The organism is Pedobacter nanyangensis (assembly GCF_003313505.1).
Taxonomy (GTDB): Bacteria; Bacteroidota; Bacteroidia; order Sphingobacteriales; family Sphingobacteriaceae; genus Pedobacter; species Pedobacter nanyangensis.
Map to the genome: position 1 here is coordinate 225,008 of NZ_QMHO01000004.1, position 25,064 is coordinate 250,071.

Consider the following 25,064-nt stretch of genomic DNA (forward strand, 5'->3'; position numbering starts at 1 on the left):
TTGCCAAGGTTGGGGTCGCGAGTTCGAATCTCGTCTTTCGCTCTAAGTGCCTTCCCAACCAGAAGGCATTTTTTGTTTGCCGGTGCTTGATGATAGCGGGCATTAATGTAAACTAATCACTTTTTCCGCTTGTTTCTTTTTACCTGCTTCAGGAAAACCGCTTATTGAACCCATAATTTTACCACGATGACTTATAACGTTCCATCCGTTCCATATCCTCAGACATAAAATTTGGATCGCCCTTTTGAACTCTTAGCTGCGCTATCGCACTGATGAAGCCCAGTACGCCCTGCTTAAACCAGGGAAACTCGTCAGCCAATGACGACAGTTTGGCAATTGCTGGCAGTTCTTGATGATCATTGGAAAGAAACACAGCATGTTCCATACGAAATATGGGACACCAGTAATACTCATTGGCAAGAATTTCCCATGTGTGGCTATCAGCATTTCCAGCTCTTAAAAAATGGATGGCAAAAATAGAAGAATCCAGGTAATCCTTTCCAAATAAGAAATAATTAAGCAGCCCGATTTTCGTTTGGCTATCCTTGCTAATTTTCCCTTCCAACACCCCGTTGAACAAAGTGTGCGCAAGCTCCCTATCTGACTGATCACCAGAAATATGCAGCATATTAGCATACTCTACCTTAACCATATCCAGGTCTGGGCGAAGTTCATAGGCTCCCTTAGCATAACGCATGGCTTCCTCCCTCATATCTAAGCAACGGTACAGTTTAGAAAGGGCAACAATCAGCCGAATGTCCTGAAAATCTTCTTGGGTTACCTGTTCCCGGAAAAAAGCCAAAGCCCTGGTAGGATAACGGTCCTTGACCCAACGTTCCAGCACCTGCCATTTGGCCAGTTTGGTCAATTCAGTTTCGTCCCAGTGGGCAAACAGCACACCTCTTCGATCAGAGACGGAGCGAATGCCTTTCCAATGGGCGTAAGTTCCATCAAATGCCTCGTGTTCCAGATAGGTATTTCCTTCCGCATCGGTCAGGTTCAGGTTAATTTCGAGATCTGGAACACTATAATATCTTTGCAGGGAGGCATAGAGTTCAGTCTTAAACTGGTCTGGAGTATTCTGTTCCAGAGCCTCTGACCTACCGAGCATTTTAAGTAGCAGCTCCCGCTCCTCTTCAGAGAGCTGATCTTGCGAAGCAATATTTCCGGTTAATTGTTGCTGGACATTGTTATGGGGCTGAGCGGAAACATTTTCAGATTGTTCTTCCTGCTTGGAGGAACGGCCCAGCCACTTTTTAAGGAAATTCATTATTAATATAGATTTGACAACAAGTTAATTTTTTTAGGCAACAAAAAACAACTTTATTTTCAAGTATTTACCGCAGCACAAATCAGTACTTAGCCATAAACCACCAAGCTCATTGCATTGTTAGTATTTTATTTAGGAACGTAAATTATTAACAATGAAAAAATTAGCATTAGCCGTATTAGCCATAGGCTTGATATTCTCGGCGTGTAGTACGAGCCGAAACACGGATTCGACTACTACAGATTCGACAAGAACCGATACCGTATCGGCAGACACCACTAGAATGGAACGACCTCAACAATAGCATTTGGAGATTGCTCAAAGCTGGTTATTCTTTGGGCAATCTCTTCATGTAACGTGTACAGGCATTTACCCGTAATGGGTTTCAAGCTCAACCAACATCAATAATTACCTTTTCTGATTTGCACCTACGCCGGAAATAATGACAACATTGGAAACTTATAACCTACTTATGCTAGTGTGTAAACCGGATGTCATTAATTTGAGCAACCCATCAAAATGTTTTGATTTTCTTAACTTTGCTTTATGGCAACAAAACCAGAACGTTCCGTATCTAAATTTAACAATGAGCTTAAGTTAAAAGGCTTTAATGTGTGGGAACTGGACGAAGATTGTAAAGCGACGAGGGTTTACAGCCGAAAAGACTTTTACAAAATTTGCCTTTCTACAGGAACCAGTACCATTCACTACGCCGATAGAAGTTTTGAAGTAAATGATACGGTATTGTTTTTTGGAAATCCTCATGTTCCCTACTCATGGGAAACCCACTCTCCCCACTACACTGGCTATGCCTGCCTGTTTTCGGAAGATTTCCTGAGGCTATCCGAGCGTTCGGAAAGTTTGCTTCAATCGCCTTTTTTTAAAATTGGCGGTACCCCTATTTTAAACATTGGTCAAGCACAACGGGAGTTTTTGAATACCATTTTCCAAAAAATGATCGAGGAACAGCAAACAGAGTATCTCTACAAAGATGATTTGATGCGGAATTACATCCATCTCATTATTCACGAGGCGCTTAAGCTACAACCTTCCGAAAGCTTCGATCAACATAAAAACGCCCTTTCTAGAATCACTTCGGTTTTTCTCGAATTACTGGAACGTCAGTTCCCCATTGAAACGCCAGACCGTCCGTTACTGCTCAACACCGCCCAAGCCTATTCCAGCGCTTTAGCCATTCATGTAAATTACCTGAACCGGGCCGTAAAGGAAACCACTGGCAAATCAACCACCACTCACATTACCGAACGCGTTGCCCGAGAAGCCAGGGCCCTATTGCAACATACAGATTGGAACATTGCCGAAATCGCTTACGCTCTAGGCTTTGAATATCCTACCTATTTCAACAACTTCTTTAAAAAGATAACGGGAACCAATCCCTCAGCCTTTCGCGAAAATTTAGTTTGAAATTCTTAATCATTGGTTTGATGATTATAAACTGCCAACATCGCAATTAACGAACTTTGTGATATTAAAATCCTAGACTTAACCATAAAGTATTTTTTTTTTGCGCCTGGCAGGCAATGCTGTAAGCAGCTTAACGATAATGCTATTTAGTACGATCAAACTTTAATAAATTAGAATAAATTTCAAACCCCAACAAAAATAATAATCATGAACACCATCAACGTAAAAGCATACGGCACCGAGGCGGCCGATGCCCCATTACAAGGCCTCAGCATTCCGCGGAGAGAAGTAGCCGCACACGATGTAAAAATCGAGATCCTTTATTGCGGAGTATGCCACTCTGATTTACACACGGCCAGAAACGAATGGCATAATACCGTTTATCCAAACGTACCTGGACATGAGGTGGTTGGAAAGGTAGTAAGTGTGGGCAGCCATGTTAAAAAATTCAACGTTGGTGATACGGTAGGTATCGGTTGTATCGTAGATTCGTGCCGCGAATGCCAGTATTGCAACGAAGGTTTGGAGCAGTTTTGCGAACCAGGTATGACAGGCACCTACAATTCTCCCGACAAATATTTGCCAAACGTTCAAACTTATGGCGGTTATTCGGAGAGCATCGTGGTAGATGAAAATTATGTGCTTCGTATTCCTGAAAACCTTGACCTTGCTGCTACAGCACCTTTGTTATGCGCAGGGATTACCACCTACTCGCCTTTGAAACACTGGAACGTAGGCCCTGGTAAAAATGTAGGGATTGTAGGTATTGGTGGTTTAGGGCACATGGGCATCAAAATTGCCAAGGCTATGGGTGCGCACGTAGTTGCCTTTACCACTTCGGAAAGTAAATTTAAAGAAGCGCAGCGTTTAGGTGCTGATGAAGTCGTGCTTTCTAGCGATCCTGAGCAAATGAATAAATTCAGAGGTAAATTGCACTTCATTTTAGATGCGGTATCTGCCGAGCACGATATCAATGCCTATTTGAGCCTGCTTCGTGTAGATGGTTCATTAGCATTGGTTGGTGCTCCTGAGCAACCACTTCCTGTAGCCGCTTTCAGCGTTATTTTAGGTCGCAAAAGCTTTGCTGGCTCAATGATTGGTGGCATTGCCGAAACTCAAGAGATGCTTGATTTCTGTGGTAAACACAACATTACTGCCGACATTGAAATGATTGAAATGAACCAAATCAATGAGGCTTATGAACGCTTGTTAAAAGGTGACATCAAATATCGCTTTGTAATTGATATGGCTTCGTTGAAAAACTAATCCTAAAAATCTATTCACATCAAAGCCTTAGTCAATCGTAAAGAGTGGCTAAGGCTTTTTTTTTGGAATCGTTATGCAATAATAGGCCTTAATAACGTTTAAGGTTCCCAACTTACTTTCACAAAACGTTATTGCAAGGAAGGAAGCAATCTTCATACAATTGTCTTAGATAAGTTGTGAGATTCCCGCCTATGCGGGAATAACGCAGGGTTGAGAGGCAATGCTAAACCAAGCAAACTCCCTTGCCTACTCCTCGTCGCCAGTGTTCTTTAGTTTCATGAGTAACGAGTAAGCGCCTTTTATGGCCAGTTGCTTGCCTTTCAAATCAGTAGTGATGGCTGTTTTACCCGCTGAGGTTTCTCCCACCTGTACTTCCTGCATCACAAATTTACGAACCGCGGTCTGTACAAAAACATAATCCTTGTTTTCGAAACTTACTACGGCTTCTTCTGGCACAAACTGTACCTTTTGATTTGCAAATTGCAGTTCGGCATTCATATACATCCCTGGTACAAGGCTTTTATCATATTTCTCAAAATGGCAATGAACCTCGCTGCTTCCGCCCTCATCCACGTTGTGGCTAACCAAAATCACCTTGGTTTCATATTTTACCTCGGGCTTTACATTAGTGAAAGCGATCACCGTTTGACCAATACCTATTTTAGGTAAGTCCTTCTCAAAAATGGTCAGGTTCAAATGAATATCACTCGGATTGATCAGTTCTAAGATCACATCCGACGGCATCACATATTTACCAATATTCACATTTACTTTACTCACGTAACCGCTAATGGGCGAATAGATATTTACTGATTTAGAAATCTTTCCCTCATTAAGCTGGGAAGCATTGATATTGATCAGCTTCAATTTTTCAATCAGTGCCGCATGCTCTACCTTTAGGTTTTGGTATTCTGTTTCTGCTTGCTGCAAGGTTTTATCGCTATTGGCCTTACTTAAATTAAGTTCCTTTTGTCTGGCGAGCTCCTTGGTGGCATAACTGAGTTTATTGTTCACATTCAAATAATCTTGCTGCAATTGGATATACTGCGGATCTTCCATCACGGCAATCACTTGTCCTTTACTCACCTGTGTTCCTGGAAGCATTTTGGTAGCTTTAAGGTAGCCGCCCAATGGAATACTTACCGACACCAAGTTTTGCGGCGGCACGTCTATCTTTCCTTGCAGTTTCAAGGTCTCGTTAATTTCTCCAAAAGCCACTTGTCCAGTTTGCAATTGAATATGTTCGGCTTGCGCTGGGGTTAAGCTTACTTCATTTTCATTCACCGTTGCCTCAACTTCCTTTTGAGTTTCGGGTTTACTGTTACAGGCAAAAGTGAGGGCTATGGCTATTATGCCTAAGTATAATGGATACTTCATGTTATTGCGCTAAAAGATAATTAAGTTCTATAATGCTTTTGTTCAATTGTTGTACAGCTTCAAAGTAGCTTTCGTTAATGGCTATGGCCTGATTGTTCAATAGGGTCCATTCCAAATAATTGATTTCGCCATTTTGCAGTTGCTTGTTTAAGGTGGCCGTAATTTCCTTGGCAGATTTTAACCCGCTTTTTTCCAATCCTTCTACAATATCCATCTGCTGTTGATATTGAAGATAAACCGCTTTTAATTGCGTGTTGACCTGCTTCATGGCATTTTCGGTTTCCGATTTCCGATACGCTTGGTAAACCTTGGCCGATTTGACCTTGTTGCGCTGTGAGCCTCCAAACAACGGTATGCTCAAACCTAGCTGGAACGACTGAAAACGGTCACTCTGATCAAACCTGACATCATCTCTCAAGGTGGTATTGTTATAACCTAAGTTAAACTCCGGCAAAAGCTTCGCTTGCTCGGCTTTTGTGCTGGCCAATGCGGCTTTCTCCTCTTGCTGCTGTAGCTTAATCAAAGGATGGGCCGACCAATTCAGTGTGTCAAGGCGTGAAATAGGCACTTTCAAATCTGTTGCTTTGGGCTTTAACCATAATTGGGTGTTAAGCAAAAAGGCTAATTGCTGTTGCAGCGTTAATTGTTGCACTTGCAGGTTTTTCAGTTTGGTGTTAATCTGCAGCAATTGATTTTCGGCGCTTGCTTCTTCCAACAAATTACTCTCACCGCTTTTTAATCTTATTTCTGCCAACTGTTTCAACTTTCGGTAAGCACTATCGGCCTGTTGGTAAAGTTTCTGTTGTTGCAACAGTATTAGCAGGTCGTAAAATACTTGGGTAGTAATTTTAGTAAGCTCTGCCTTACTCAGTTCTTTTTGTAAAAGTGTGGTCTTCCACTCTTCCAGCAATTTATCTTTTTGCCTGGCATAAACACTTGGCAAGCTAAAACTTTGGTTAACACTCAGCTTATTGTCTGCCAAATTGCTATTGAACTTGCCATATTCCCCATTGATATTTAAAGGCGCAATGGTGGTAGCAGTTTTGCTCAGTTGTTGGCTGTAATCGGCCATTAACTGATGGCTTTTTAAACTGATATTGTTTTTGTACAAACTATCTAAGGCAGCATTTAAGGTAATGCTTTGTTGCGCATTGGCAGTAAGCGAGCCACCCAAGCAAATCAATATCACTGTCAATACTTTAAGGTGCTTCTTTTTTCTTTTCAAACCTTTTTCAAAACTCACATACAAAATTGGCAGTACAAATAACGTCAGCAAAGTGGCGATCATCAATCCGCCAATGACTACAGTAGCCAGCGGGCGCTGTACAGATGCCCCCGCACCATTACTAATGGCCATGGGCAAAAATCCCAAGGAGGCTACAAAAGCAGTCATCAGCACGGGTCTCAATCTTGTTTTAGTTCCCTTTAGTACTATTTTTTTCATATCCGGTTCTCCCGTTTTTTTGATGCTGTTAAACTCAGCAACCAGTACAATTCCGTTCAACACTGCAATACCAAATAAAGCGATAAAACCAACCCCCGCACTGATACTGAACGGCAATCCTCGCAGCGCCAATAAGAAAATCCCGCCTATGGCTGATAAAGGAATGGCGGTGTAAATAAGCAAGCCGTATTTGATAGAGCCAAAGGCGAAATAAAGCAACAGAAAGATCAAGATGAGCGAAACGGGCACGGCAATCATCAACCTTGATTTGGCTTCGTTAAGGTTTTCAAATGATCCGCCGTAGGTAATGCTATAGCCCGTGGGCAATTTAATTTCGGCCTTGACTTTTTCCTGCAGTTCGTTCACGATGCTTTCCACATCGCGGCCACCCACATTAAAACCTACCAAAATACGGCGCCTGGTATCTTCTCTTTGGATTTGGCTCGGGCTATTCACTAAAGAAACATTTGCCACCTGTGCCAAAGGAATTTGATTGCCATAAGGGGTAGGAATCAATAGGTTTTGTACGTCTTTAATGTTTTTCCGTTTATCATTTTGTAAACGTACTACTAAATCGAAACGCTTTTCACCTTCAAACACCAAGCCGGTACTTTGTCCAGCAAATGCCGTATTGATGTTTCGGTTGATGTCGGCAATGTTTAAACCATATTGAGCAATGGCCGCCCGGTTATATTGGATCACAATTTGTGGCGTTCCTGAGATTTGCTCCACATAAATTTCGGTAGCGCCAGGTACTTTCTTTACCAAGTTGCCCAGTTTTTTAGCATACAGTGCCAGCGTATCAAAATCCTCCCCAAAAATCTTACACACTACGTCCTGCCTGGCTCCTGTCATCAATTCATTAAAGCGCATTTGCACCGGAAATTGGAAACTGGTGGTTACTCCGGGGATTTCGCTGGCAGCTTCGCCCATTTTTTCTGATAATTCTTCGAAACTCTTGGCCGAGGTCCATTCGCTTTTGGGTTTGAGGTTAATGATCATATCGCCCATGTCCATTGGCAATGGCTCTGTGGGCACCTCGCTACTTCCTATCTTGGAAACAATGTTTTTTACTTCTGGAAACCTTGCTTTAAGGATGCCAGCCACTTTCTGCACATTATCGATGGTGGTGTTTAAATTACTTCCGGAAAGCACCCGTGTTTCTACCGCATAGTCTCCTTCTTCGATAGACGGAATAAATTCGCCACCTAAATTAGACAAGATCACTACCGCAGCCACAAACAGGGCCAATACTACCCCAATCACTATTTTGGGGATACCCAACACTTTACGAAGCATATTGGAATAGCTGTTCTCCACCTTGGCCATTACTTTATCGGAAATATTCGGTGTGGTTTTGATTTTCTTGCTTAAGAATAAGCTCGAAATCATTGGAATGTAGGTTAACGAAAGGATAAATGCGCCAAGCAAGGCAAAAGCAACAGTTTGTGCCATAGGTTTAAACATCTTCCCTTCAATGCCTTGTAAACTAAAAATGGGTAGGTAAACAATAAGGATGATGATTTGACCAAACACGGCGCTGTTCATCATTTTGGAAGAAGCACTTTTCACTTCCAAATCCATCTCATTTTGTTTCAGGATGGATAGGCCCGCAAATTTTTTACTGTGACTGAGCTGATGCATCACGGCTTCCACAATAATGACGGCACCATCTACAATCAATCCAAAATCTAAAGCCCCTAAACTCATCAAGTTGCCACTTACGCCAAACATGTTCATCATGATGATGGCAAACAGCATAGAGAGGGGGATTACCGAAGCAACAATGAAACCCGCACGTAAATTCCCCAGAAATATCACCAGCACAAATACCACGATGAGCGCACCTTCCAGCAAATTGGTTTCCACCGTTTTGATGGCATTGTTCACCATGCTGGTACGGTCCAGGAAAGGAACAATCTCTACCCCTTCTGGCAGGGTTTGTTCTATTTGTTTGATTTTGGCCTTGATGTCGTCAATCACCACATTGCTATTGGCACCTTTCAGCATCATGACAATGGCACCCGAAACCTCGCCTTCGTTGTTAAAAGTTAAGGCACCGTATCTGGTGGCAAAGCCGATTTCGATATTGGCTACATCCCTAATGAGCAGTGGTGTTGAGGCCTGGTTGTTCCTTACCACAATATTTTCGATGTCTTCTTTACTGCCAATCAAACCTTCACTTCTGATGTACAACACGGTAGATTGCTTTTCGATATAAGCGCCGCCCGTGTTTTGGTTATTACTTTCCAGCGCATTAAAAATATCGCTGATGGTAACCTTGTGGGCGACTAACTTATTAGGGTCAATGGTTACCTGGTATTGTTTAAGCTTGCCGCCAAAGCTACTCACCTCGGCTACGCCCTTAACGCCCAAAAGTTGGCGTCTAATTACCCAATCCTGAATAGTACGCAGTTCGGTAATGTCATATCGCTTTTCGTAACCCTTTTTGGGTTTTACGGCATATTGGTAAATTTCGCCCAAACCTGTAGAAATGGGTCCCATTTCTGGTTTACCAATGCCTTGCGGAATTTGCTCCTGTACCACCAATAAGCGTTCGGCCACTTGTTGTCGGGCCCAGTACACATCAACATCATCGTTAAAAACAAGGGTCACCAACGAAAGCCCAAAACGGCTGTAGCTTCGTATTTCTTTAATGCCAGCAATATTGCTGTTGGCCTGTTCCACTGGAAAAGTTACCAAGCGCTCAATGTCTGTTGCACCGTAAGACGGCGCAGTGGTGATGATCTGTACCTGGTTATTGGTAATATCTGGCACGGCATCAATGGGTAATTTGGTCAGCTCAAAGCTCCCGTATATGATTAGGCTAATGGTAAATAGCCCAATAATGAGTTTATTCTTGATAGAAAACTCAATAATTCTATTCAGCATGAAAATGGGGATAATCGTTTCTAATCAATCATTACGGCCTTATAAAAGCCGTTCAAGTATTAAGAAAAGATGACAGATTTTGGCGGTTGCCAAATTTTTCCAGCATAGGCTGAATTTGGAATATGATCATTGTTGATCAAGATCTTTTGTTTGGGTAGTATTTGATAGACTTTTTTAAGGCTTAGCCCAAAGGAAGGCGGCAAAGCAGGACTTAACGCATTAGCCGCGGAAAGGCCATGCGTTTTAAAGGGAAGTTGATTATCTCTTGCTTCGTCGTTATCGGTATGCGGAATATCGTTATAATGATGCTCCAAATAAGCGAAGAAGGTCATGTTACTATCCAGGCTTTTATGCTCAAAATAGTGCTGAAAAAGCACGGGCAGCCGGGCCAGTTCCTGTAACTCGGTAGAGGAAAACAAGTACAAGCTCAACAGCAATATGTGGAACATTCTTTTCAACACCCCAAAATTAGCCAAATGAGGCAAAAATGCAATGGTTGGTTGCCAATTGTTACATAAAGAAGGCCTTATGATGATTTGTTTTGTAAATTTACCCGAAAGCGGGGCAGTTTACGCCTAATTTTAAACCTTTTATCCTACACCGTTTGTCGGTATTTGGCAAACGGATGTTCATGCATTAGATAAACACCTCTGAACCTTCAATTTGATTTAACCTCATGCAGGGCACAAGTTAATATGCACTTAATATTCGGCAGCTAATTTTGTGCTATGATCAGAAGAGACTTTCTTAAAACCAGCACACTATCGGCACTGGGTATTTCTTTATTAAGTGCTACAGATACCTTTGGGCAGTTCTTTTCGACGGACGAAAAAGCCATCGGCACTGCTAAAAACATTATTTTTTTAGTGAGCGATGGAATGAGCAATGGTACCCTTACCATGGCCAATCTGCTATCCAGTCGCATGTACGGTCGCGAAAGCAAATGGATATCCCTATACCATGAAAACAAGGTGGTAAGGTCCTTCATGGACACTGCTTCGGCCAATTGCATGGTAACGGATTCGGCTGCATCGAGCTCAGCTTGGGGCGGTGGTGTAAGGGTTAACAACGGAAGACTAAACGTAAACGCCGACGGCTCATTTAACACGCCCATATTGCAAAAATTTAAAACAGCAGGTAAAAAAGTGGGTTGCGTTACTACCGTTCCCATTACACATGCTACCCCTGCGGGTTTCTGTATTGCCAATAAATCTCGGAACAACCAAGCCGAAATAGCCCTGCAATATCTTCCTCTTAAATTTGATGTAATGATGGGTGGAGGCGACAAATACTTTAACGCAAGTAAAAGAAGCGACGGGGTAGATGTCTATTCGCAATTTGAACAGGCAGATTATCAGGTGGTAAAAACCAAACGGCAAATGTTGGCACTGGATCATAAAAAACCCATACTTGGCGTATTTGACCACGATGCGCTCCCTTTCAGCATAGATTATGTCCACGATCAGAAATATCAAAGTACTATCCCAACCCTATCAGAAATGACCATGAAGGCCATTGAACTCATGAAAGATCACCACGAAGGCTTTGTATTGCAGGTAGAGGGTGGAAAAGTGGATTGGGCTGCGCATTCAAATGATACGCCGGGCTTATTGTTTGATCAATTGGAATTTGATTTGGCAGTAGAGCAGGCCATCAAATTTGCCGAAAAAGATCAAAATACATTGGTTATCATCACTACCGACCACGGAAATGGAAATCCTGGCCTTTTTGGAGAAGAAAATACCGATCAGAAATTTGATCTGTTACAGAAATTCAAACATAGCAACGACTGGGTACTGAACAATATCAAGCCAAATGATACGATAGCTAACCTCATTGAGATGATTGATGATGCGCAAGGCTACGCTATTTCCAACGAACAAGCAAAAAATCTATTAGCGCACTACGAAAAACTAGATGGCGAGGGACTATACAATGTGCGTAAACTACCTTTTGAGTTGTTTGGAAAAATACAAAGCAATTATACTTCAGTAAACTGGGGTTCAATGGAACATTCAGCAGATTACGTAGAATTGGCAGCTTTTGGCCCGGGCAGTACTTTAATGTCTCCCTTGGTACGCAACACCGAACTGCATAATCTCATGCTTAGCGCAACGGGTATAAAAGTTTAAACTTTTACACGCCAATACTTGGACAAATATTTAAACCGCAAGCTCAACAGCCCGTTTTTTTGACAAAAAATATACCGCTTAAAAGTTGTTATATTTACACAAATACAACATAACCAACCTTAAACTATTCAATAAAAAAATTGAATAGAAACAATAAAAAGGCTATCTTTGTTCATCATCAAAATTAAAGCAGAAAAGTGAACAGGCAAGAATTTAAGGACAGTGTATATAGCGAGTTATCAAAAGTATCCAAAGCAATAGCCAACCCAGTTAGACTAGAAATCATAGACCTATTGGTACACGGGCCCCTATCTGTGGAGCAAATTGCCTACAATATTGACCAATCAGTAGCAAACGCTTCGCAACACCTACAAAAATTAAAGAATGCCAAATTGGTAAAAATAGAACGCGAAGGCAATTTTATCTATTACTCCCTTACTGGCGATAATGTATTTAGGGCTTGGATTGCATTAAGAGATTTGGGAATTGCCTACAATGCGGAAGTAAAAAAAATCATCGAAGATTTTAGGGCGGGATACGGCAGTGGCCTTGATGCCATAGATCTGGACATGTTGAAAAAAATGCTCGAGAATAATGAAGTGATTTTATTGGATGTTAGGCCCGAAGAAGATTTTAACCGTGGACACATCCATAAAGCTATATGTGTTCCTATCGATAAATTAAAGGCCTTTATTCAAAAGCTACCTCACGATAAAACAGTAGTGGCCTATTGCAGGGGCCCATTGTGCATTTACTCTGATATGGCTGTTGCCATGCTCAAAGACCATGGGTACGATGCCAAACGAACTGACGAAGGTTATCCGGAATGGAAAATGAAGGGCTATCCTATACAAAAAACTCAAAACCATAAGTGAAGCGATCAACCGATCGCTTTTTTTATGCCCCCAAAACACGATCCGAACATATTTTTAAAAAAACTATTCAACAACTTAATTGAATGATTGAATTTTTTATATACCTTTGACTCAGACCCTATAAAGACCTATGAACAATCAAATTATCTTTAAGTACCGAGAGCTCTCCTGCATTGCTTCCTAACATGAGGCATATTTACAACATCCTGATCAGGTAGAATGGACATGAAGGAGTTTTTTGAAGGATATGGATTTGGCCAACAATATTTGACAAATGACATTAAAGGGGAAATCCATCAGAAAATGTAGATATGAAGGAACTCTCGGCACTTGAGTTAATTAAAGCTGAATACAGCAGGTTGTTTGCGGGCCAAAACCAAAACTAACAGGCCAATGGCAGCAAGGATTTTTAGCCACTGTAAATGCGGCATTTTGCTCGCCCACAAACCTATGTACCAAGCATCAATCAATAAAAAACAATGAAATATCAAACACTTAACACAAAAATTAAAATCAAGAAATCATGGAAGCAAGCACATTATTTTATGCTGTACTAGCCGCTTTGGGCTATATCGCTCTACAATCGTTTTTTATGATTGGGGTATGGATCTCTGCGCACGGAGATACCGAGAAAAAACCAGATGGAAAGGATTATGATAGTGAGATGATCCTCTTCCCGATTAAAAAATTTTTGACGCAATCCACCAAAGAAAAAGTGTTTTACGAGGGGAAGTACCTACAGCAGTTGGTTGAAAGGATAAAAGTTCAGCTGCCAGAGTTTGAATTTTCTTTTTCGGAGAAGGAAATATTGATGACCAGAGAACATCCCAATTATGTACAGTTTGTTCACTTATTGAACGAAAGGACTCCACGCATAGATCCCAACTTACAGGTGGAACTGCGTGATACCGGTTTAAGATTTTACAAGATGTACGTGCAGTATCGTTTCAATAAATACTTGCGCAAACCAATTATGCAATGCCCTGTTTGCATGTCTTCGGTGTGGAGTATTTTCAGCTACTGGATTCCGGTAATCTACGTTTTTGGCCTCAATGCCACAGTTATTTATCTTGGCGTAGCTAACTCGTTTATTCTGGCTGCAGTTAATTGGTGGATTGCTACCAGCAGGCCTCCAGTGCCTCATAAAGCATAGCCCATATTGTTTTTGAAAGATGCTCGACCTATCTTTTCCCCATAAAAGGCACTTCGAGCATCTCCAAAGGCACACATCAAATTATGTTGCCAAATAATGGATACGGCCTATTGATACACTACAATGCCTTAAGCTTGTTATAGCACTCCCGGTAAGCTTTCAGATCACCGGTGCTACTTTCATACATAAAAGGACCACTATAATTGATTTTTGTCAAAGCTTCAAAAATGGCCTTCCAGTTGTTTTCGCCCTTACCATCACAAGGGAAATAGTGCCTTTCGGCCTTACCATCCCCATCCGCTACGTGCAATGTTTTTACCCGTTTGCCCAAGGCCAGCAACAATTGCTCTGGTTTTGCGATATGGTTTAAATCTACCGCCGCATACACATCATGAGGAAACATCTTAAATATTGCGGTGGCCTCCTCTACGGTACGCAACAGTGGTCGTTCCTGATCGCCTTTAGTTACCAATAGTGCTGGGCCCAGCATATTTTCGACCACCATAGTAGCTTTAGCTGCTTTTACTTCAACATTAAGCTCTTTCACTGATTTAACCAATTGTTTGATACGCTCCTGACGTTCGTTTAAACCCAAGTAATAGCTTGGGTGAAACAAAATAATTTTTGGTTGTAATAGCTTAACATATTCGAGGGCCTTTTTATGGAAAGCGATCACTTTTTGACGGCGCTCTTCATCAACAAAAGAGATGTCTATTTCTTTTCCGTACGGCATGTGGATAGACCAAATCTGTATGCCCGCATCATCAGCAGCTTTTTTTGCGGCTTTGATCTTGCTGATCATCACTTCATCTGGAAATTTAAACGTCAAGGAATCTTTGTTGATATAGGCCGTAAGTCCGGTTTCGATACAATCAATATTTGCTTCCTTAATTTGCTGCATTTTTTTTGCGGTTAATGCATTAATACCGATAGAAAAGCCAATTTTGTGCGGCCCCTGGGCATAACTCAATGCTCCCATCGAAGCAAATAAAGTCAAAAGGAATAGTCTAATTTTCATTTTATGATATGCTGAAATGTGTTTAACATTTATTTTTACAATAGCTATTTATTTGATAAACAGGGCGGTTTCTACCATGCGCTGCCCATAGTGATCAAATTTTTTGTTATCTGTAGGGTAGTTTACGATACCGTTGGGCACCTGTCCTTTGATCCACATCATGGTTGAGCCACCTCCATCAATATTCATGGCAGCTTTGGGATTAAAAAAACGTTTTAAAAACTGGGTAAGTTCCTTTGCCGACATTCCCTTGGCCAAAGGGTTTCTACCGTCCACGGTAATGAGTAGCAATTTGCCCGCTTTAGTAACTGCCACGGCAGTACGTGGATGACGCACGCCTTGATGTTTAAGATAGTGTTCATAATGGAGCTTTTTCAAGTCTACCTTTAGCCCTGTAGTATCGGCAAAGGTTAAGCCCACGGGCCTGAAATCATCAATCAACATGGGAGCGCCGGTAATGATGTTAGATGCTTTAACTTTTGAAAAATCCGCTGGAGAAAACCCGATCTCAAACTGGGTACCCTTATCGTTAAAAGTCATCATCCCCTGATGTTTCCACCAATAGATACTGCTTTGGGGAACTTTTACCTGCTGGATATCCTTACCTTTCAAACGTAGGTGCATGTAATCTGCAGAGTCTTTCTTTTCAATAAAATAGGTAGCATTTATACCAGCAATGGCCCCGTCAATTCTGGAAGCGAATACGGAAAGCGAGTCTTTCTCTTTTTTATATTCCAACAGCGCAATCCCCATTTTCTTGTTGGGATCAAAGCTTACTACATTTACGTTTTGGTTGGCAAATTCAGGGTCGTTAGCCGAGCTGTACTGGTACCAAATAACATCTTTACGCAGGGTATCTATTTTCCAACCTTTTTTATCCAACAGTTCAGCGTTGGTGGCCAAACTTGCCACATGCGGTTTTGGAGAACATCCTAATACCCAAAAAGCAGCTAAAAACATTGCCAGATGTGCTTTATTTTTCATTTTATGTCCGTTTATTTATTTATATAAGTTGTGTGGTTTTGGAAGCCCTGCCATTACTGCTAAAAGCTTTAAATTTTAAGCTTTTGGTATAGTTAATGGGGGCAGTGTATAATTTACTTTTAATGGTAGGCTCCTTCCCGTCCGTAGTGTATCGTATTTGTAAGCCCGGGAACTGCGTTTTGGCAACAAGCTGGCCATCAATCAATTTTAGGCCAACCGGCGGAACCCGATAGGCAACGCCTCCCATATAGTAATCTAATTTTGGCAATTCCTTTTGCCCAATAGCATTCGCAAAAATTGACCAGGCTTGTCTATATTTTTCATCCGCCAGTTTTTCATCTTTTTCCTCGGCCCAAGCTGGCGAAACTGCCCATGCCCGCTCTGCGAATCCCAACAATTTAGGGAACAACATATATTCCAGGTGTTGTGGTGTGGTCACTTTTTCTGACCATAGCAAACACTGCAAACCTAATATATTTGTTTTTCCAAAGTCTGTTAAGCGTTCTTTATTTGCTAGCAATTGCTGATCTACCATTTGTCCCAAATAATTTTCTTTCGCTGTTTTATAATAGTCAAAAGGCACAAAATAGAATGGTTTATCAATATCTACATAGCCTCCCCAATACAGTCCCCGTTCATCGTTATCCCTGGAATAAGCCATATCCAGATAGAAATTACTTACCGAGGCCAGTACCGTTTTATAACCGGCATTGGCCAATTTATAGGCTAAATCTTCGTTTCCTTTGCCCCAAGCGGTATTCCATACATACACCTGAAAGTTTTCGTTTACAAAACCGGTATTTACAAGGTGCGTTGATTTTCCATTGAGCTTGGTTTTACGCAGAGCTATCTCCTCCCAACCTGCCAACGACAAACCTTTAGGCATAAACATTTTGCTTACTTTAGAAAAGTAATACTGCCACAAATGATCTGTAGTTTCAATAGTTCCCAATTGCAGCAGCTGCTTTACAGCTTTGGATTGATGCCAAGAGCCATTTGGCACTTCATCGCCTCCCAGGTGCACGGTCTTTAGTTTTAATCCAGCCTCGGCGTACATGCTGATCAGATCGTCAACCACTGTTTCAATAAAGCGATAGGTAGCGTTTAGGGCTACATTCATGACATTATCGGTAAAACCCTGAACAGATGTGCACAGAAGGGTCATCAGTTTCTACCAACAAAAATTCTTCAGCGGCCTCTTTTTTGCCCAAGGCCATCAGTTTCCGGTAGCGATAGTTCATGGCTTTTATTGCCGCTCTGGCGTGGCCGGGCGTTTCAATTTCTGGGATTACCTGAATGTGACGCTGGGCGGCGTACTGTAGTATTTCAATAAAATCTGCTTTGGTATAATGGCCTGTACCTGCTTGATTGGCGGTAGTTGGCCCCGACCCATAACTGGGCTGCAGATTGGCATCGGTGAAGTTATGGGCTCTTTTGGCGCCTACTTGTGTAAGCTCTGGCAGCGAAGGAATATCTAAACGCCAACCTTCATCGTCATTAAAGTGGAAATGCAGGGTATTTAACTTATAGATAGACATGAGATCTATTACCTTTTTCACTTGTGCCTTGGGTTGGAAATTTCTGGCAACGTCCATCATAAACGCTCTGTAGCTAAATCTGGGCTGATCTTTGATCGCTACTCCTTTCAGAATAAAAGGTTTGCTTTTGCCTTTCCAAACATGCGCAGGAAACAAATTAGTAAGAGACTTTACCCCATAAAACGCACCTGCCGGATAGCTTGCTTTGATCAAAATGTTATCCGAAATGATCAGCTCATACGCTTCGGCACCCAAACCTTCCACACGCTGCAACTGAATTTCACCTTTTAAAATCCCATTGCCCTCAACCATCAATTCCTTACCAAAGATTATTTTAAAATCACCGGCCAACAATTTTGCTTCATTAAGGAATGCTTTATCAGTGCTAATTTTCAGGTTGGCGTGCACGTTCACTGCGCCAGCTTTATTAACAGAACTTTGGGGCGTTGGAAAAACGCCCAGGTTTGCATAACTCAAATTTGCAGCGTGTCCATATTTTTCGAATAGTGTTTCTGCGCTTATATTTTCTACTCCTGCAGTCAAAATGGGTTTCACCGTAAAATTATGCACAGGAATAGCCTCGTTAGCCATCACAAAATACACTCCCGATATGGCATCTGTAATGTTTTGCGTAAAGCCCTTGGCCACAAATTGAATCATTATTTTTTTACCGGGCAATATGGCCTTAAAATCTCTCGTTGGCTGCATACTACTATAATCGCCTCGCAAATAATTAAAGTTCACCTCTTTTGTGAGTGTTTTGATTACTTCTCGGGGATAATTAAAGTACATGGTCCAGTTGCTTGCAGGAAAAACCTCCGTTTTTGATGTGTTATGGATAGTTAATTGGGCCAAAAACTGGTTAGGTTTACTTTCATATTTATTTTGTACCAGTTCCCAAGTAATGTCAAGATAATCCAGACGTCGGTCGGGACCTGATTGCGCTTTTAAATTAAGCACGCAGCAAACGTATGCCAACCATAATATGATCTTTCTTTTCATTATGTTTATTTTTGACTATGCTTTGTGCAGATGGCCCAACCATTTGCTACTTTTCTGGGGCTTCCATCTGAAGGTTGATTGCTTACGCTGATTTGCGTTTTATTGACTACGAAAGTTGAGGAACCTCCGCCATCTAAATTGATGGCTTCCTTTACCTCCAAAGCCTTCATGATAGCCGTTACGTCTGCCAAGGTCAATCCATTGGAATAACTTGGATTTCTACCATCGGCCACCAGAAAATACACGATTTTATTTGCTGTAAAACCTACTGCAGTTCTGGGATGCACACTTAAATCTGTTTGGGCAATGGGAAAGTTTTGTTTAATTAAGCGATGATAGCCGCCCAGGGCATCAACAATAGTAGTTTGCTGTGTTGAAAAAACAGAATAGTCGCCTATTATGGGTGCTCCGCTTTCATTAATCCCAAAATAACTGCGAATGGTTGGCAGGGTTGTACGCACTGCTTGTTTGTTTAAAATGACAATGCTCCGTGGCTCTCCGGTGCTGGTATTAAAAAAGTCGGAATTTACGGCACCTACAATTTTATATCCCGAAAATGTATTGACTTTCACCATATCTGGAATACTTTGCATGGCATATCGTTTTTCGCCGTTTGGTGTTAAAGGTTTTAGTTGGATATCCTTATTGTTCAGGTCTACCTTAAAAAAGAATAAAGCCATGGGTTGCGAATGTTGGTTAAGGTATTCCAACCTTGCTTCTTTTACACCGTCTGCTAGCTGAGCTTCGTTGAAAGAAACCACTTTTTTAATTAATGTGGTATTTCTTACGAGTTTAACCTCTAAACTTTCTTCAACTGTACCGCCAGTTTCGGTTGGGGTTTGATCTCCAACGTTGATGGCTGGCCTATCTTCTTTACAGGAAACCAGTAGAAAAATGAATGCCCAAATTAAGCTGTATTTATTCATGAGTAATTGGCTTTTTAGTTCCCCACTATAAATTTCTCCGATTTTTTCCCCTCGGTGTTGTAAAGTGCCACAACATACAAACCTTTATGCAGGGCAATAGGTAGTACCACTTCATTGGTTCCTTTTTGCAGGTAGGTTGTTTTTGACGCTAAAGCTTGTCCATTTAAATTATATACCACTATTTTAGCATCGCCTTGGGCAAAACCATTGGTAAATATTTTTATCGATTGAGCATGGTAATTAGCCATCAGGTTGGCGCTTGGCACCAGGCCAAAATCTATGCTTAGTACTTTGGATAAACTACTTTTCCCATCAAAATCAATTTGCTTCAGTTGATAGTAATTGAGTCCGGCTGAAGGCGCATGGTCTACAGTTCTATAATTGATCAGTTGATTACTATTGCCCGCTCCTTTAATTGAGGCCAGTTCGATCCATTTTTCACCGTCGTTGGATTTAAGCACTTCAAAATGGGAGTTATTTTGCTCAGAGATGGTTTCCCAAAATAAGTTTACCGAGCTATTTAGCCTTTTTGCTTCAAATTTAGTTAAGGTAATGGGAAGCGGTGGCGTGTAGGTTGAGGTTCCGGTAATGGTAAGTGCATCGTCTGAATTGCTTTCAGAAAGGCCTAATGCAAATGAGCCAGCGGCGCTGGTATATTCCCAAGAGTAAAGCCTAAATTTGATGGCTTTGGCGCCTTCCAAATTTTGCAGTGCTGAAATTGCGGTCAAATTTATAGGCTCCTGTTGTACGCCACTGGTAGCTGCATTGGTAAAACTAACCGGTGTAGTTGTAATCTCTTCAAAAGTGCCACCATCAATGCTGTAACTCCAGGAATATTTTTTTGCGCCAGCTCCCGAGCGGCGCAGCTTGGCATAAATTGTTTCTAAAGAGATTTTATAATTTGGTTTTATGTTGATGGAAAATTCCAGATAGCTGTTATTTGCTACCGCCGAAGCTTTATCTACGATATTGGAGAAATTGAGATTTGCATTTGTTCTGGAACTATATCCTTTGCTCAGCGACGATGCCTCTAAACCTGATCCCCTGGAAATTGCGGCGGGGCTTATTGCGGTTGAATTTAAGGTTGAATTTAAGGTTGAAGCTTCTCCCGACGATGAATTGGCACTCCAACCAATGAGCAGTTTATGATCCAACACCGCTTCGATATCGCCATTTATCACTACGCTGTTAGTATTATTTACCGAATATGGGCCCAGGCCAAAGGTTGCGGTAGTAGTTGTACCGCCCCAGGCGTACAACCTGAGGGAAACAGTTTTTCCAAAGCCAATGTGCTGGAGTTGCTGAACTTGGGTTAAGTCAATGGCGGCCTGCTGCCAGCCAAGTGAAATATTTGCCGAAGTATTTGCACCTTCGTGCCTAAAAGAAAAATCTGGTGTAATGAATGTTAAGGGCGTTGCAATTCCCCCCTCCTCTATCACATAAGCCCAGGCCCCTGTTGACGGTGCAGCTGTAGATGATCTTCTGATTGCATATTCTATTTCAAATAAGCTAACAGACCGCCCTGGCTTTGGTACGATTTTGAACTCAAAGTACTCATTTCTGGCAATTGCATTATCTCTTGTGGTCGCCAAATCTGTATTTACCCTAGATGATCCCATTCCTTTGGAAAGGCTTGAAATCTTAAAACCACTTCCTCTTTGCAAAGTGGCATTAAAAACACCCCCTGAGGTTAGGCTTGAAAGGTTGTTAAGTTCATTACCTGTAGTGTTTAAAGTGTTAAAGTTCCAGGCCAATAATTGGACACTTGGCACAACCGTTTTAAATCCTTCGAAATAAGCTGCATATTGGGTAAATAAATTAGCATTCAACAGGGTAACTAACACTTCATTATTGGTTTTTAAGGCGCCATCCGTATAATTATGGGACCCGGTTAAAATAACCTTTGCATTGGCAACGCCATTCCATGTTCCTTCTATCAACATCATTTTAGCATGGATGTTAAATTTGGCATCGCTACCTTCTTCCAGATTAAAAATTCTTACCGTAGCTCCCAAATTCGCTAATTGACGAAGTTTTGCCTTGGTTTGTACGCCTGCGGCATCTTTTGCATAAACCTCAATGGTAGCGCCCTGGTTACGCAACTGAATCAACTTATCGGCAATTGCTGGGCGGGAATCTGACCAATCAGACATGGCTATCTTAATTTTTGCATTTGCCACATCGGTAATTGCTGTTAAGTTTTCTACAATATCATCTCCGCCATCATGTACCCCATTAGTAATTCGAGGAAAGAATGTGAGTTTAGCATTTATCGCGTTTAAGTTGTAAGTATGGTAATTAAAATTCTGCTTCATTCCCGAAGCGGCATTTTGCTTCATCACTTGCCAATTGTCCAAAAACGCATTATAAATATCCGTTTCGTTAAATATCAGCGCATCCTGAATTTTGCCCATATCTGATGTGGTAAAATTATGAGAGGTTTGGAAAGTAACGTTGGTGGCCAATCCAGCTGTAGTACTTACACCAGAAAATAGCACATGCTTATGGTGATTAATGGCATTGGCACTCACATCATTTGTGGTTACGATAACTTCTGAACTAGCTAAATTACTCTGCAACCAAGGCAATGAGGTTGCATTGGCATTTTGTGGGTCGGGCCGGCTCATATCTACAATGAGGTGCAAATCAACACCTCTTGTTTCAGCGTTTTTCAGGGCATCCATTAAGGGCTGATAGTTAATCATATAAATGGAGATATGGATACTTTGCCCTGTTGGTGTGTTATCTATGAGCGTGATCAACCTATTCATTATTGTTGTAGAGGAGTTGCCCTTTGCTACGGTGGCCATGTCTGTAAACACTACTTCTGGAAATGAGATATTTACTTGGGCTTTAGTTCCCAAAACAACAAACAATAACATGATGCTCAGTAAGGCATACTTAATTTTTTGTAGCTTTTTCTTCATTTGATTTGATTTTTTTATAGGCTTGCAGTTGATCAATAGCAATCCCATTATCCGTTGAAAAGGATCCAGGTGATTTGGATATTCGTTTTTTGAATTGATAAGGAGCCGCTGCCAATGGCAGCAGCTCCTTATGTTTCGAAATTAGATTTTAGGTACCTTAACAATTTTTCTAATTCTATTGTTACTCATGTCGGCAATGAAGATATTGCCATCTTCATCTACAGTAACATCCGTAGGGTTGTAAAACTGAGATACCCCGGGTTTCCCTTCGGCAAAGCCTAGGGTACCATTACCTCCAATGGTAACTACCCTACCTTCGGGCGTAATCATCCTTACCGCATTATTGTTCAGTTCGGTAACGTAAATATTATTGTGTTTATCCGCATGGATACCGAAAGGATGGTTAAATGTGGCTTTTAGGGCTTCATCGTCTTTAAAACCGGCCGTACCCGTTCCTGCAATGGTAGTTGTTTTCCCGGTATGTCGGTCAATTTTTCGGATGGCGTTATTATATCGATCTGCCACCAGCAACATCCCATCTTTATCCAGGCAAATGCCCGAGGGTCTATTTAGTCTCACGTTGGGCCACGTCCCATCAACCAGTCCATTTTGAGAAGGGCCTGCGCCTGCCAAGGTAGTCACCGTTCCATCAGGGCTAATTTTTCTGATGGCACTGTTATTTGCATCAGCTACGTAAACAAACCCTTCATTATCCACCACGGCATCAATGGGAACATTAAACCTTGCGGTGGTACTAGGCCCATCAATAAAGCCGGTAGTTACCGTAGCGCCAGTTGGCCCGGCAAAGGTAGAGACCAAATTGGTGGCAATATCAATTTTCCTAATACGTGCCCCACCGTTATCTACCGTAAAAATATTCCCAAATTTATCTACCGCAACCTTGTATGGATTGTTAAATTTGGCCACATCCACTGCGCCGTTTACGGTACCTGCACCTTTTACACCGGCCACAAACTCCACCAAAGTTCCATTTTTCCTGATCCTTTTGATGATCTGGTTTCCCCTATCTGCCAAAATCAAATCGCCAGTACTTTCGTCAAGTGCCACGCCTTCCAGTGTTGAAAATTGGGCTTCGAGCAACGGTCCGTAGGTATTGCCAGCGGTTGCGGAACCAGCGTAAGTAGAAGTGACGTATTCGTATTCCACGGGGTCGTTTCCGGCAACTCCGTAGGTAAAAACAGGCCCTTTAGAAGTGTGGTTATTAATGGTGATGGTTACATTGCCCGTACTGCCGTTAACAGGAACTTTCACCTTTAACTCTGTTTCGGTTGCCGAAATGACCTCAGCCCTCACGCCTGCAAACTTGACTATATTTTCTGCAGCATTTTTTGAAAAACGTTTTCCATTGATAGCCACTATTTGATTGGCTTGTGCTACAGCGGGCACAATACTGCTGATAGATGGATTGGTAGGCGTATTTTCAGATGTATTTTTCTTGCAGGCAACCAATAAAACAACCGCTGCAAAGAAAATAGATAATATCTTTTTCATAATTATATGATTAATGTTTAATCGACATTTTGATATACTTTAAAATCGTCTATGTTCAACAGGCCGTTTTTCACCACTGCCCCGTTGGCTCCCAAGCCCAGCTTATTGATCCTAAACCTTACATTGCCAACAATATTCAAACTAAATGACGCTTCTTTGGCCACGGTGGCATCGCTGGTTAAGGAATTGCCAATTGGTGCCCAAGTGGCTCCGCCATCTTTAGAATATTCCAAAATGAAAGTGCTTGGCACTGCGGTACCCGTTGCGGGATTGGTAGCACCGTAGGAAAAGGTGATCTGCGATGCGCCGTTTGGCAGGTCAAAGTCCATCTCCAAATAAGCTGCTTCACTCAGTTGTTCCTGTAGCCTAATGGCTTGCTTTCCTATCGGATTAAACTTATCCTGATTAACCTTATCGCCTATAATGCCCTGATAAATTCGCCATGTACCCGTTCTGAAAGTAACTTTATCATTAATTGCGGGCATTAAAAACTGTGATTTAGCACTTGCCGGTGCCGCTTCAAAATCTTCTGGAAAATTTAAATAAACAGAGCCCGTTTGATTAAAGACCGCGTCTTCATTAGGCATTTTGAACAGCAGCTTTGCGGTGTTATAATAATCGGAACTTTCGTTGTAATAGGTAGGGATTCCGATAAAAGAAGCCACCATGGGCAAAAACTTTTGGGCAAAGCTCGCATCGGTACGTGTGCTCAACAATAAAGAGATCGCGGTATTTTCGCTCAATTTATACTCCCCTGCAAAAACTTCACCTCCCGTTAAATTGGGAATAGTGGCATTATTTAGTTGGATTAAGGTACTTTCTCTGGTGTAAAACTGCGAAAACAACTGTGTTGGGGTTAACACGGTAGGTTTAAGGGTGTTGTTGGAAGATACCTTGGTTACTTTTGAAAGTGCCAGATTGGTCCCTTTAATTTTCATCACACCTTTTTCCCGGGTTAGCACACAGTTTTCAATTTCTACTTTAACTGAATCTCCATAATTGATGGAGGTGTTTGCATCGTTTAGTTTGATGATCAAACCTGCAGTAGTTCCTTTGTTTGTATTTTGCAGTACAAACTCTTTGTCATCAAAGTTTCCGCTGTTCTTATCAGAGATTACCACGCCAGCAATTTGTGTGGCTCCCATTAATTTATCTTTAACCAAATTAACGTCGTCGCCATTATGAAGCGCCTTTACGTAATTGATGCCCACCACAGGGCTCACCATTCCAACGGCTTCGTTTTCATTTTTTGAACATGATGTTAAAACGAACAAGGCTAAGATAAATCCCAGGGCTATTTTTAAATTCTTTTTCATTTCCATC

At 41.7% G+C, this 25,064-nt stretch carries 18 protein-coding genes; 6 read left to right on the forward strand and 12 right to left on the reverse strand.

Annotated features, from left to right (window positions below; translation table 11 throughout):
- Positions 1–178: 178 nt before the first annotated feature.
- Positions 179–1,270 (reverse strand): tetratricopeptide repeat protein, encoded by a 1,092-nt coding sequence (locus DUT71_RS09555; RefSeq protein WP_113662308.1) that lies wholly within the window; start codon positions 1,268–1,270, stop codon positions 179–181.
- A 154-nt stretch (positions 1,271–1,424) separates the two neighbouring features.
- Here DUT71_RS09555 and DUT71_RS20190 point away from each other — a divergent pair, with 154 nt between their 5' ends.
- The 3 genes from DUT71_RS20190 (at position 1,425) to DUT71_RS09565 (ending at position 3,961) form a co-directional block, all read left to right on the forward strand.
- Positions 1,425–1,574, forward strand: coding sequence for a hypothetical protein (locus tag DUT71_RS20190; protein ID WP_162796005.1), 150 nt, complete (start codon positions 1,425–1,427; stop codon positions 1,572–1,574).
- A gap of 242 nt (positions 1,575–1,816) precedes the next feature.
- Positions 1,817–2,695, forward strand: coding sequence for a helix-turn-helix domain-containing protein (locus DUT71_RS09560; RefSeq protein WP_113662309.1), 879 nt, complete (start codon positions 1,817–1,819; stop codon positions 2,693–2,695).
- A 207-nt stretch (positions 2,696–2,902) separates the two neighbouring features.
- On the forward strand, positions 2,903–3,961 hold the full coding sequence (locus tag DUT71_RS09565; protein WP_113662310.1) for an NAD(P)-dependent alcohol dehydrogenase: 1,059 nt from the start codon (positions 2,903–2,905) through the stop codon (positions 3,959–3,961).
- A gap of 246 nt (positions 3,962–4,207) precedes the next feature.
- Here DUT71_RS09565 and DUT71_RS09570 read toward each other — a convergent pair whose 3' ends face one another.
- The 3 genes from DUT71_RS09570 to DUT71_RS09580 are packed head-to-tail and all read right to left on the reverse strand — an operon-like array spanning position 4,208 to position 10,132.
- On the reverse strand, positions 4,208–5,338 hold the full coding sequence (locus DUT71_RS09570; RefSeq protein ID WP_113662311.1) for an efflux RND transporter periplasmic adaptor subunit: 1,131 nt from the start codon (positions 5,336–5,338) through the stop codon (positions 4,208–4,210).
- Position 5,339: 1 nt separating this feature from the next.
- Positions 5,340–9,674: a CusA/CzcA family heavy metal efflux RND transporter gene (locus DUT71_RS09575; protein ID WP_113662312.1), complete on the reverse strand. Its 4,335-nt coding sequence runs from the start codon at positions 9,672–9,674 to the stop codon at positions 5,340–5,342.
- A 59-nt stretch (positions 9,675–9,733) separates the two neighbouring features.
- On the reverse strand, positions 9,734–10,132 hold the full coding sequence (locus tag DUT71_RS09580) for a hypothetical protein (protein WP_162796006.1): 399 nt from the start codon (positions 10,130–10,132) through the stop codon (positions 9,734–9,736).
- Positions 10,133–10,402: 270 nt separating this feature from the next.
- On the opposite strand from DUT71_RS09580, the gene DUT71_RS09585 reads away from it, so the two are divergent.
- The 3 genes from DUT71_RS09585 (at position 10,403) to DUT71_RS09595 (ending at position 13,834) form a co-directional block, all read left to right on the forward strand.
- Positions 10,403–11,806 (forward strand): alkaline phosphatase, encoded by a 1,404-nt coding sequence (locus DUT71_RS09585; protein ID WP_113662314.1) that lies wholly within the window; start codon positions 10,403–10,405, stop codon positions 11,804–11,806.
- Between the two features lie 197 nt (positions 11,807–12,003).
- Positions 12,004–12,681, forward strand: coding sequence for an ArsR/SmtB family transcription factor (locus DUT71_RS09590; protein ID WP_113662315.1), 678 nt, complete (start codon positions 12,004–12,006; stop codon positions 12,679–12,681).
- 523 nt (positions 12,682–13,204) lie between these two features.
- On the forward strand, positions 13,205–13,834 hold the full coding sequence (locus DUT71_RS09595; RefSeq protein WP_113662316.1) for a hypothetical protein: 630 nt from the start codon (positions 13,205–13,207) through the stop codon (positions 13,832–13,834).
- A 118-nt stretch (positions 13,835–13,952) separates the two neighbouring features.
- On the opposite strand, the gene DUT71_RS09600 is transcribed toward DUT71_RS09595, so the two are convergent.
- The 8 genes from DUT71_RS09600 to DUT71_RS09635 form a co-directional block, all read right to left on the reverse strand.
- Entirely contained in the window at positions 13,953–14,852 is a 900-nt protein-coding gene (locus DUT71_RS09600) for a sugar phosphate isomerase/epimerase family protein (protein ID WP_113662317.1), read from the reverse strand.
- A 48-nt stretch (positions 14,853–14,900) separates the two neighbouring features.
- The gene (locus DUT71_RS09605; protein ID WP_113662318.1) at positions 14,901–15,836 is read right to left on the reverse strand and encodes a phosphodiester glycosidase family protein; all 936 of its coding nucleotides are present in this window, start codon (positions 15,834–15,836) and stop codon (positions 14,901–14,903) included.
- A gap of 19 nt (positions 15,837–15,855) precedes the next feature.
- Complete coding sequence (locus DUT71_RS20525; protein ID WP_162796007.1) at positions 15,856–16,956, reverse strand: family 20 glycosylhydrolase; 1,101 nt, start codon at positions 16,954–16,956, stop codon at positions 15,856–15,858.
- A gap of 4 nt (positions 16,957–16,960) precedes the next feature.
- Positions 16,961–18,376, reverse strand: coding sequence for a family 20 glycosylhydrolase (locus DUT71_RS09615; RefSeq protein WP_113662320.1), 1,416 nt, complete (start codon positions 18,374–18,376; stop codon positions 16,961–16,963).
- 5 nt (positions 18,377–18,381) lie between these two features.
- Positions 18,382–19,302, reverse strand: coding sequence for a phosphodiester glycosidase family protein (locus DUT71_RS09620; RefSeq protein ID WP_113662321.1), 921 nt, complete (start codon positions 19,300–19,302; stop codon positions 18,382–18,384).
- A 14-nt stretch (positions 19,303–19,316) separates the two neighbouring features.
- The gene (locus DUT71_RS09625) at positions 19,317–22,229 is read right to left on the reverse strand and encodes a phospholipase D-like domain-containing protein (protein ID WP_162796008.1); all 2,913 of its coding nucleotides are present in this window, start codon (positions 22,227–22,229) and stop codon (positions 19,317–19,319) included.
- Positions 22,230–22,370: 141 nt separating this feature from the next.
- Complete coding sequence (locus DUT71_RS09630; protein ID WP_113662323.1) at positions 22,371–23,741, reverse strand: IPT/TIG domain-containing protein; 1,371 nt, start codon at positions 23,739–23,741, stop codon at positions 22,371–22,373.
- 17 nt (positions 23,742–23,758) lie between these two features.
- On the reverse strand, positions 23,759–25,057 hold the full coding sequence (locus tag DUT71_RS09635) for a DUF5689 domain-containing protein (protein ID WP_162796009.1): 1,299 nt from the start codon (positions 25,055–25,057) through the stop codon (positions 23,759–23,761).
- Between the last annotated feature and the right edge of the window lie 7 nt (positions 25,058–25,064).

Bases quoted from the DNA above. Each gene is read 5' to 3' on its own strand.
- DUT71_RS09585 (WP_113662314.1), top strand. From the start codon at position 10,403: ATGATCAGAAGAGACTTTCTTAAAACCAGCACACTATCGGCACTGGGT.
- DUT71_RS20525 (WP_162796007.1), bottom strand. From the start codon at position 16,956: ATGAATGTAGCCCTAAACGCTACCTATCGCTTTATTGAAACAGTGGTT.
- DUT71_RS09620 (WP_113662321.1), bottom strand. From the start codon at position 19,302: ATGAATAAATACAGCTTAATTTGGGCATTCATTTTTCTACTGGTTTCC.
- DUT71_RS09630 (WP_113662323.1), bottom strand. From the start codon at position 23,741: ATGAAAAAGATATTATCTATTTTCTTTGCAGCGGTTGTTTTATTGGTT.
- DUT71_RS09625 (WP_162796008.1), bottom strand. From the start codon at position 22,229: ATGAAGAAAAAGCTACAAAAAATTAAGTATGCCTTACTGAGCATCATG.
- DUT71_RS09555 (WP_113662308.1), bottom strand. From the start codon at position 1,270: ATGAATTTCCTTAAAAAGTGGCTGGGCCGTTCCTCCAAGCAGGAAGAA.
- DUT71_RS09570 (WP_113662311.1), bottom strand. From the start codon at position 5,338: ATGAAGTATCCATTATACTTAGGCATAATAGCCATAGCCCTCACTTTT.
- DUT71_RS09595 (WP_113662316.1), top strand. From the start codon at position 13,205: ATGGAAGCAAGCACATTATTTTATGCTGTACTAGCCGCTTTGGGCTAT.
- DUT71_RS09560 (WP_113662309.1), top strand. From the start codon at position 1,817: ATGGCAACAAAACCAGAACGTTCCGTATCTAAATTTAACAATGAGCTT.
- DUT71_RS20190 (WP_162796005.1), top strand. From the start codon at position 1,425: ATGAAAAAATTAGCATTAGCCGTATTAGCCATAGGCTTGATATTCTCG.
- DUT71_RS09575 (WP_113662312.1), bottom strand. From the start codon at position 9,674: ATGCTGAATAGAATTATTGAGTTTTCTATCAAGAATAAACTCATTATT.
- DUT71_RS09565 (WP_113662310.1), top strand. From the start codon at position 2,903: ATGAACACCATCAACGTAAAAGCATACGGCACCGAGGCGGCCGATGCC.
- DUT71_RS09600 (WP_113662317.1), bottom strand. From the start codon at position 14,852: ATGAAAATTAGACTATTCCTTTTGACTTTATTTGCTTCGATGGGAGCA.
- DUT71_RS09605 (WP_113662318.1), bottom strand. From the start codon at position 15,836: ATGAAAAATAAAGCACATCTGGCAATGTTTTTAGCTGCTTTTTGGGTA.
- DUT71_RS09635 (WP_162796009.1), bottom strand. From the start codon at position 25,057: ATGAAAAAGAATTTAAAAATAGCCCTGGGATTTATCTTAGCCTTGTTC.
- DUT71_RS09615 (WP_113662320.1), bottom strand. From the start codon at position 18,376: ATGAAAAGAAAGATCATATTATGGTTGGCATACGTTTGCTGCGTGCTT.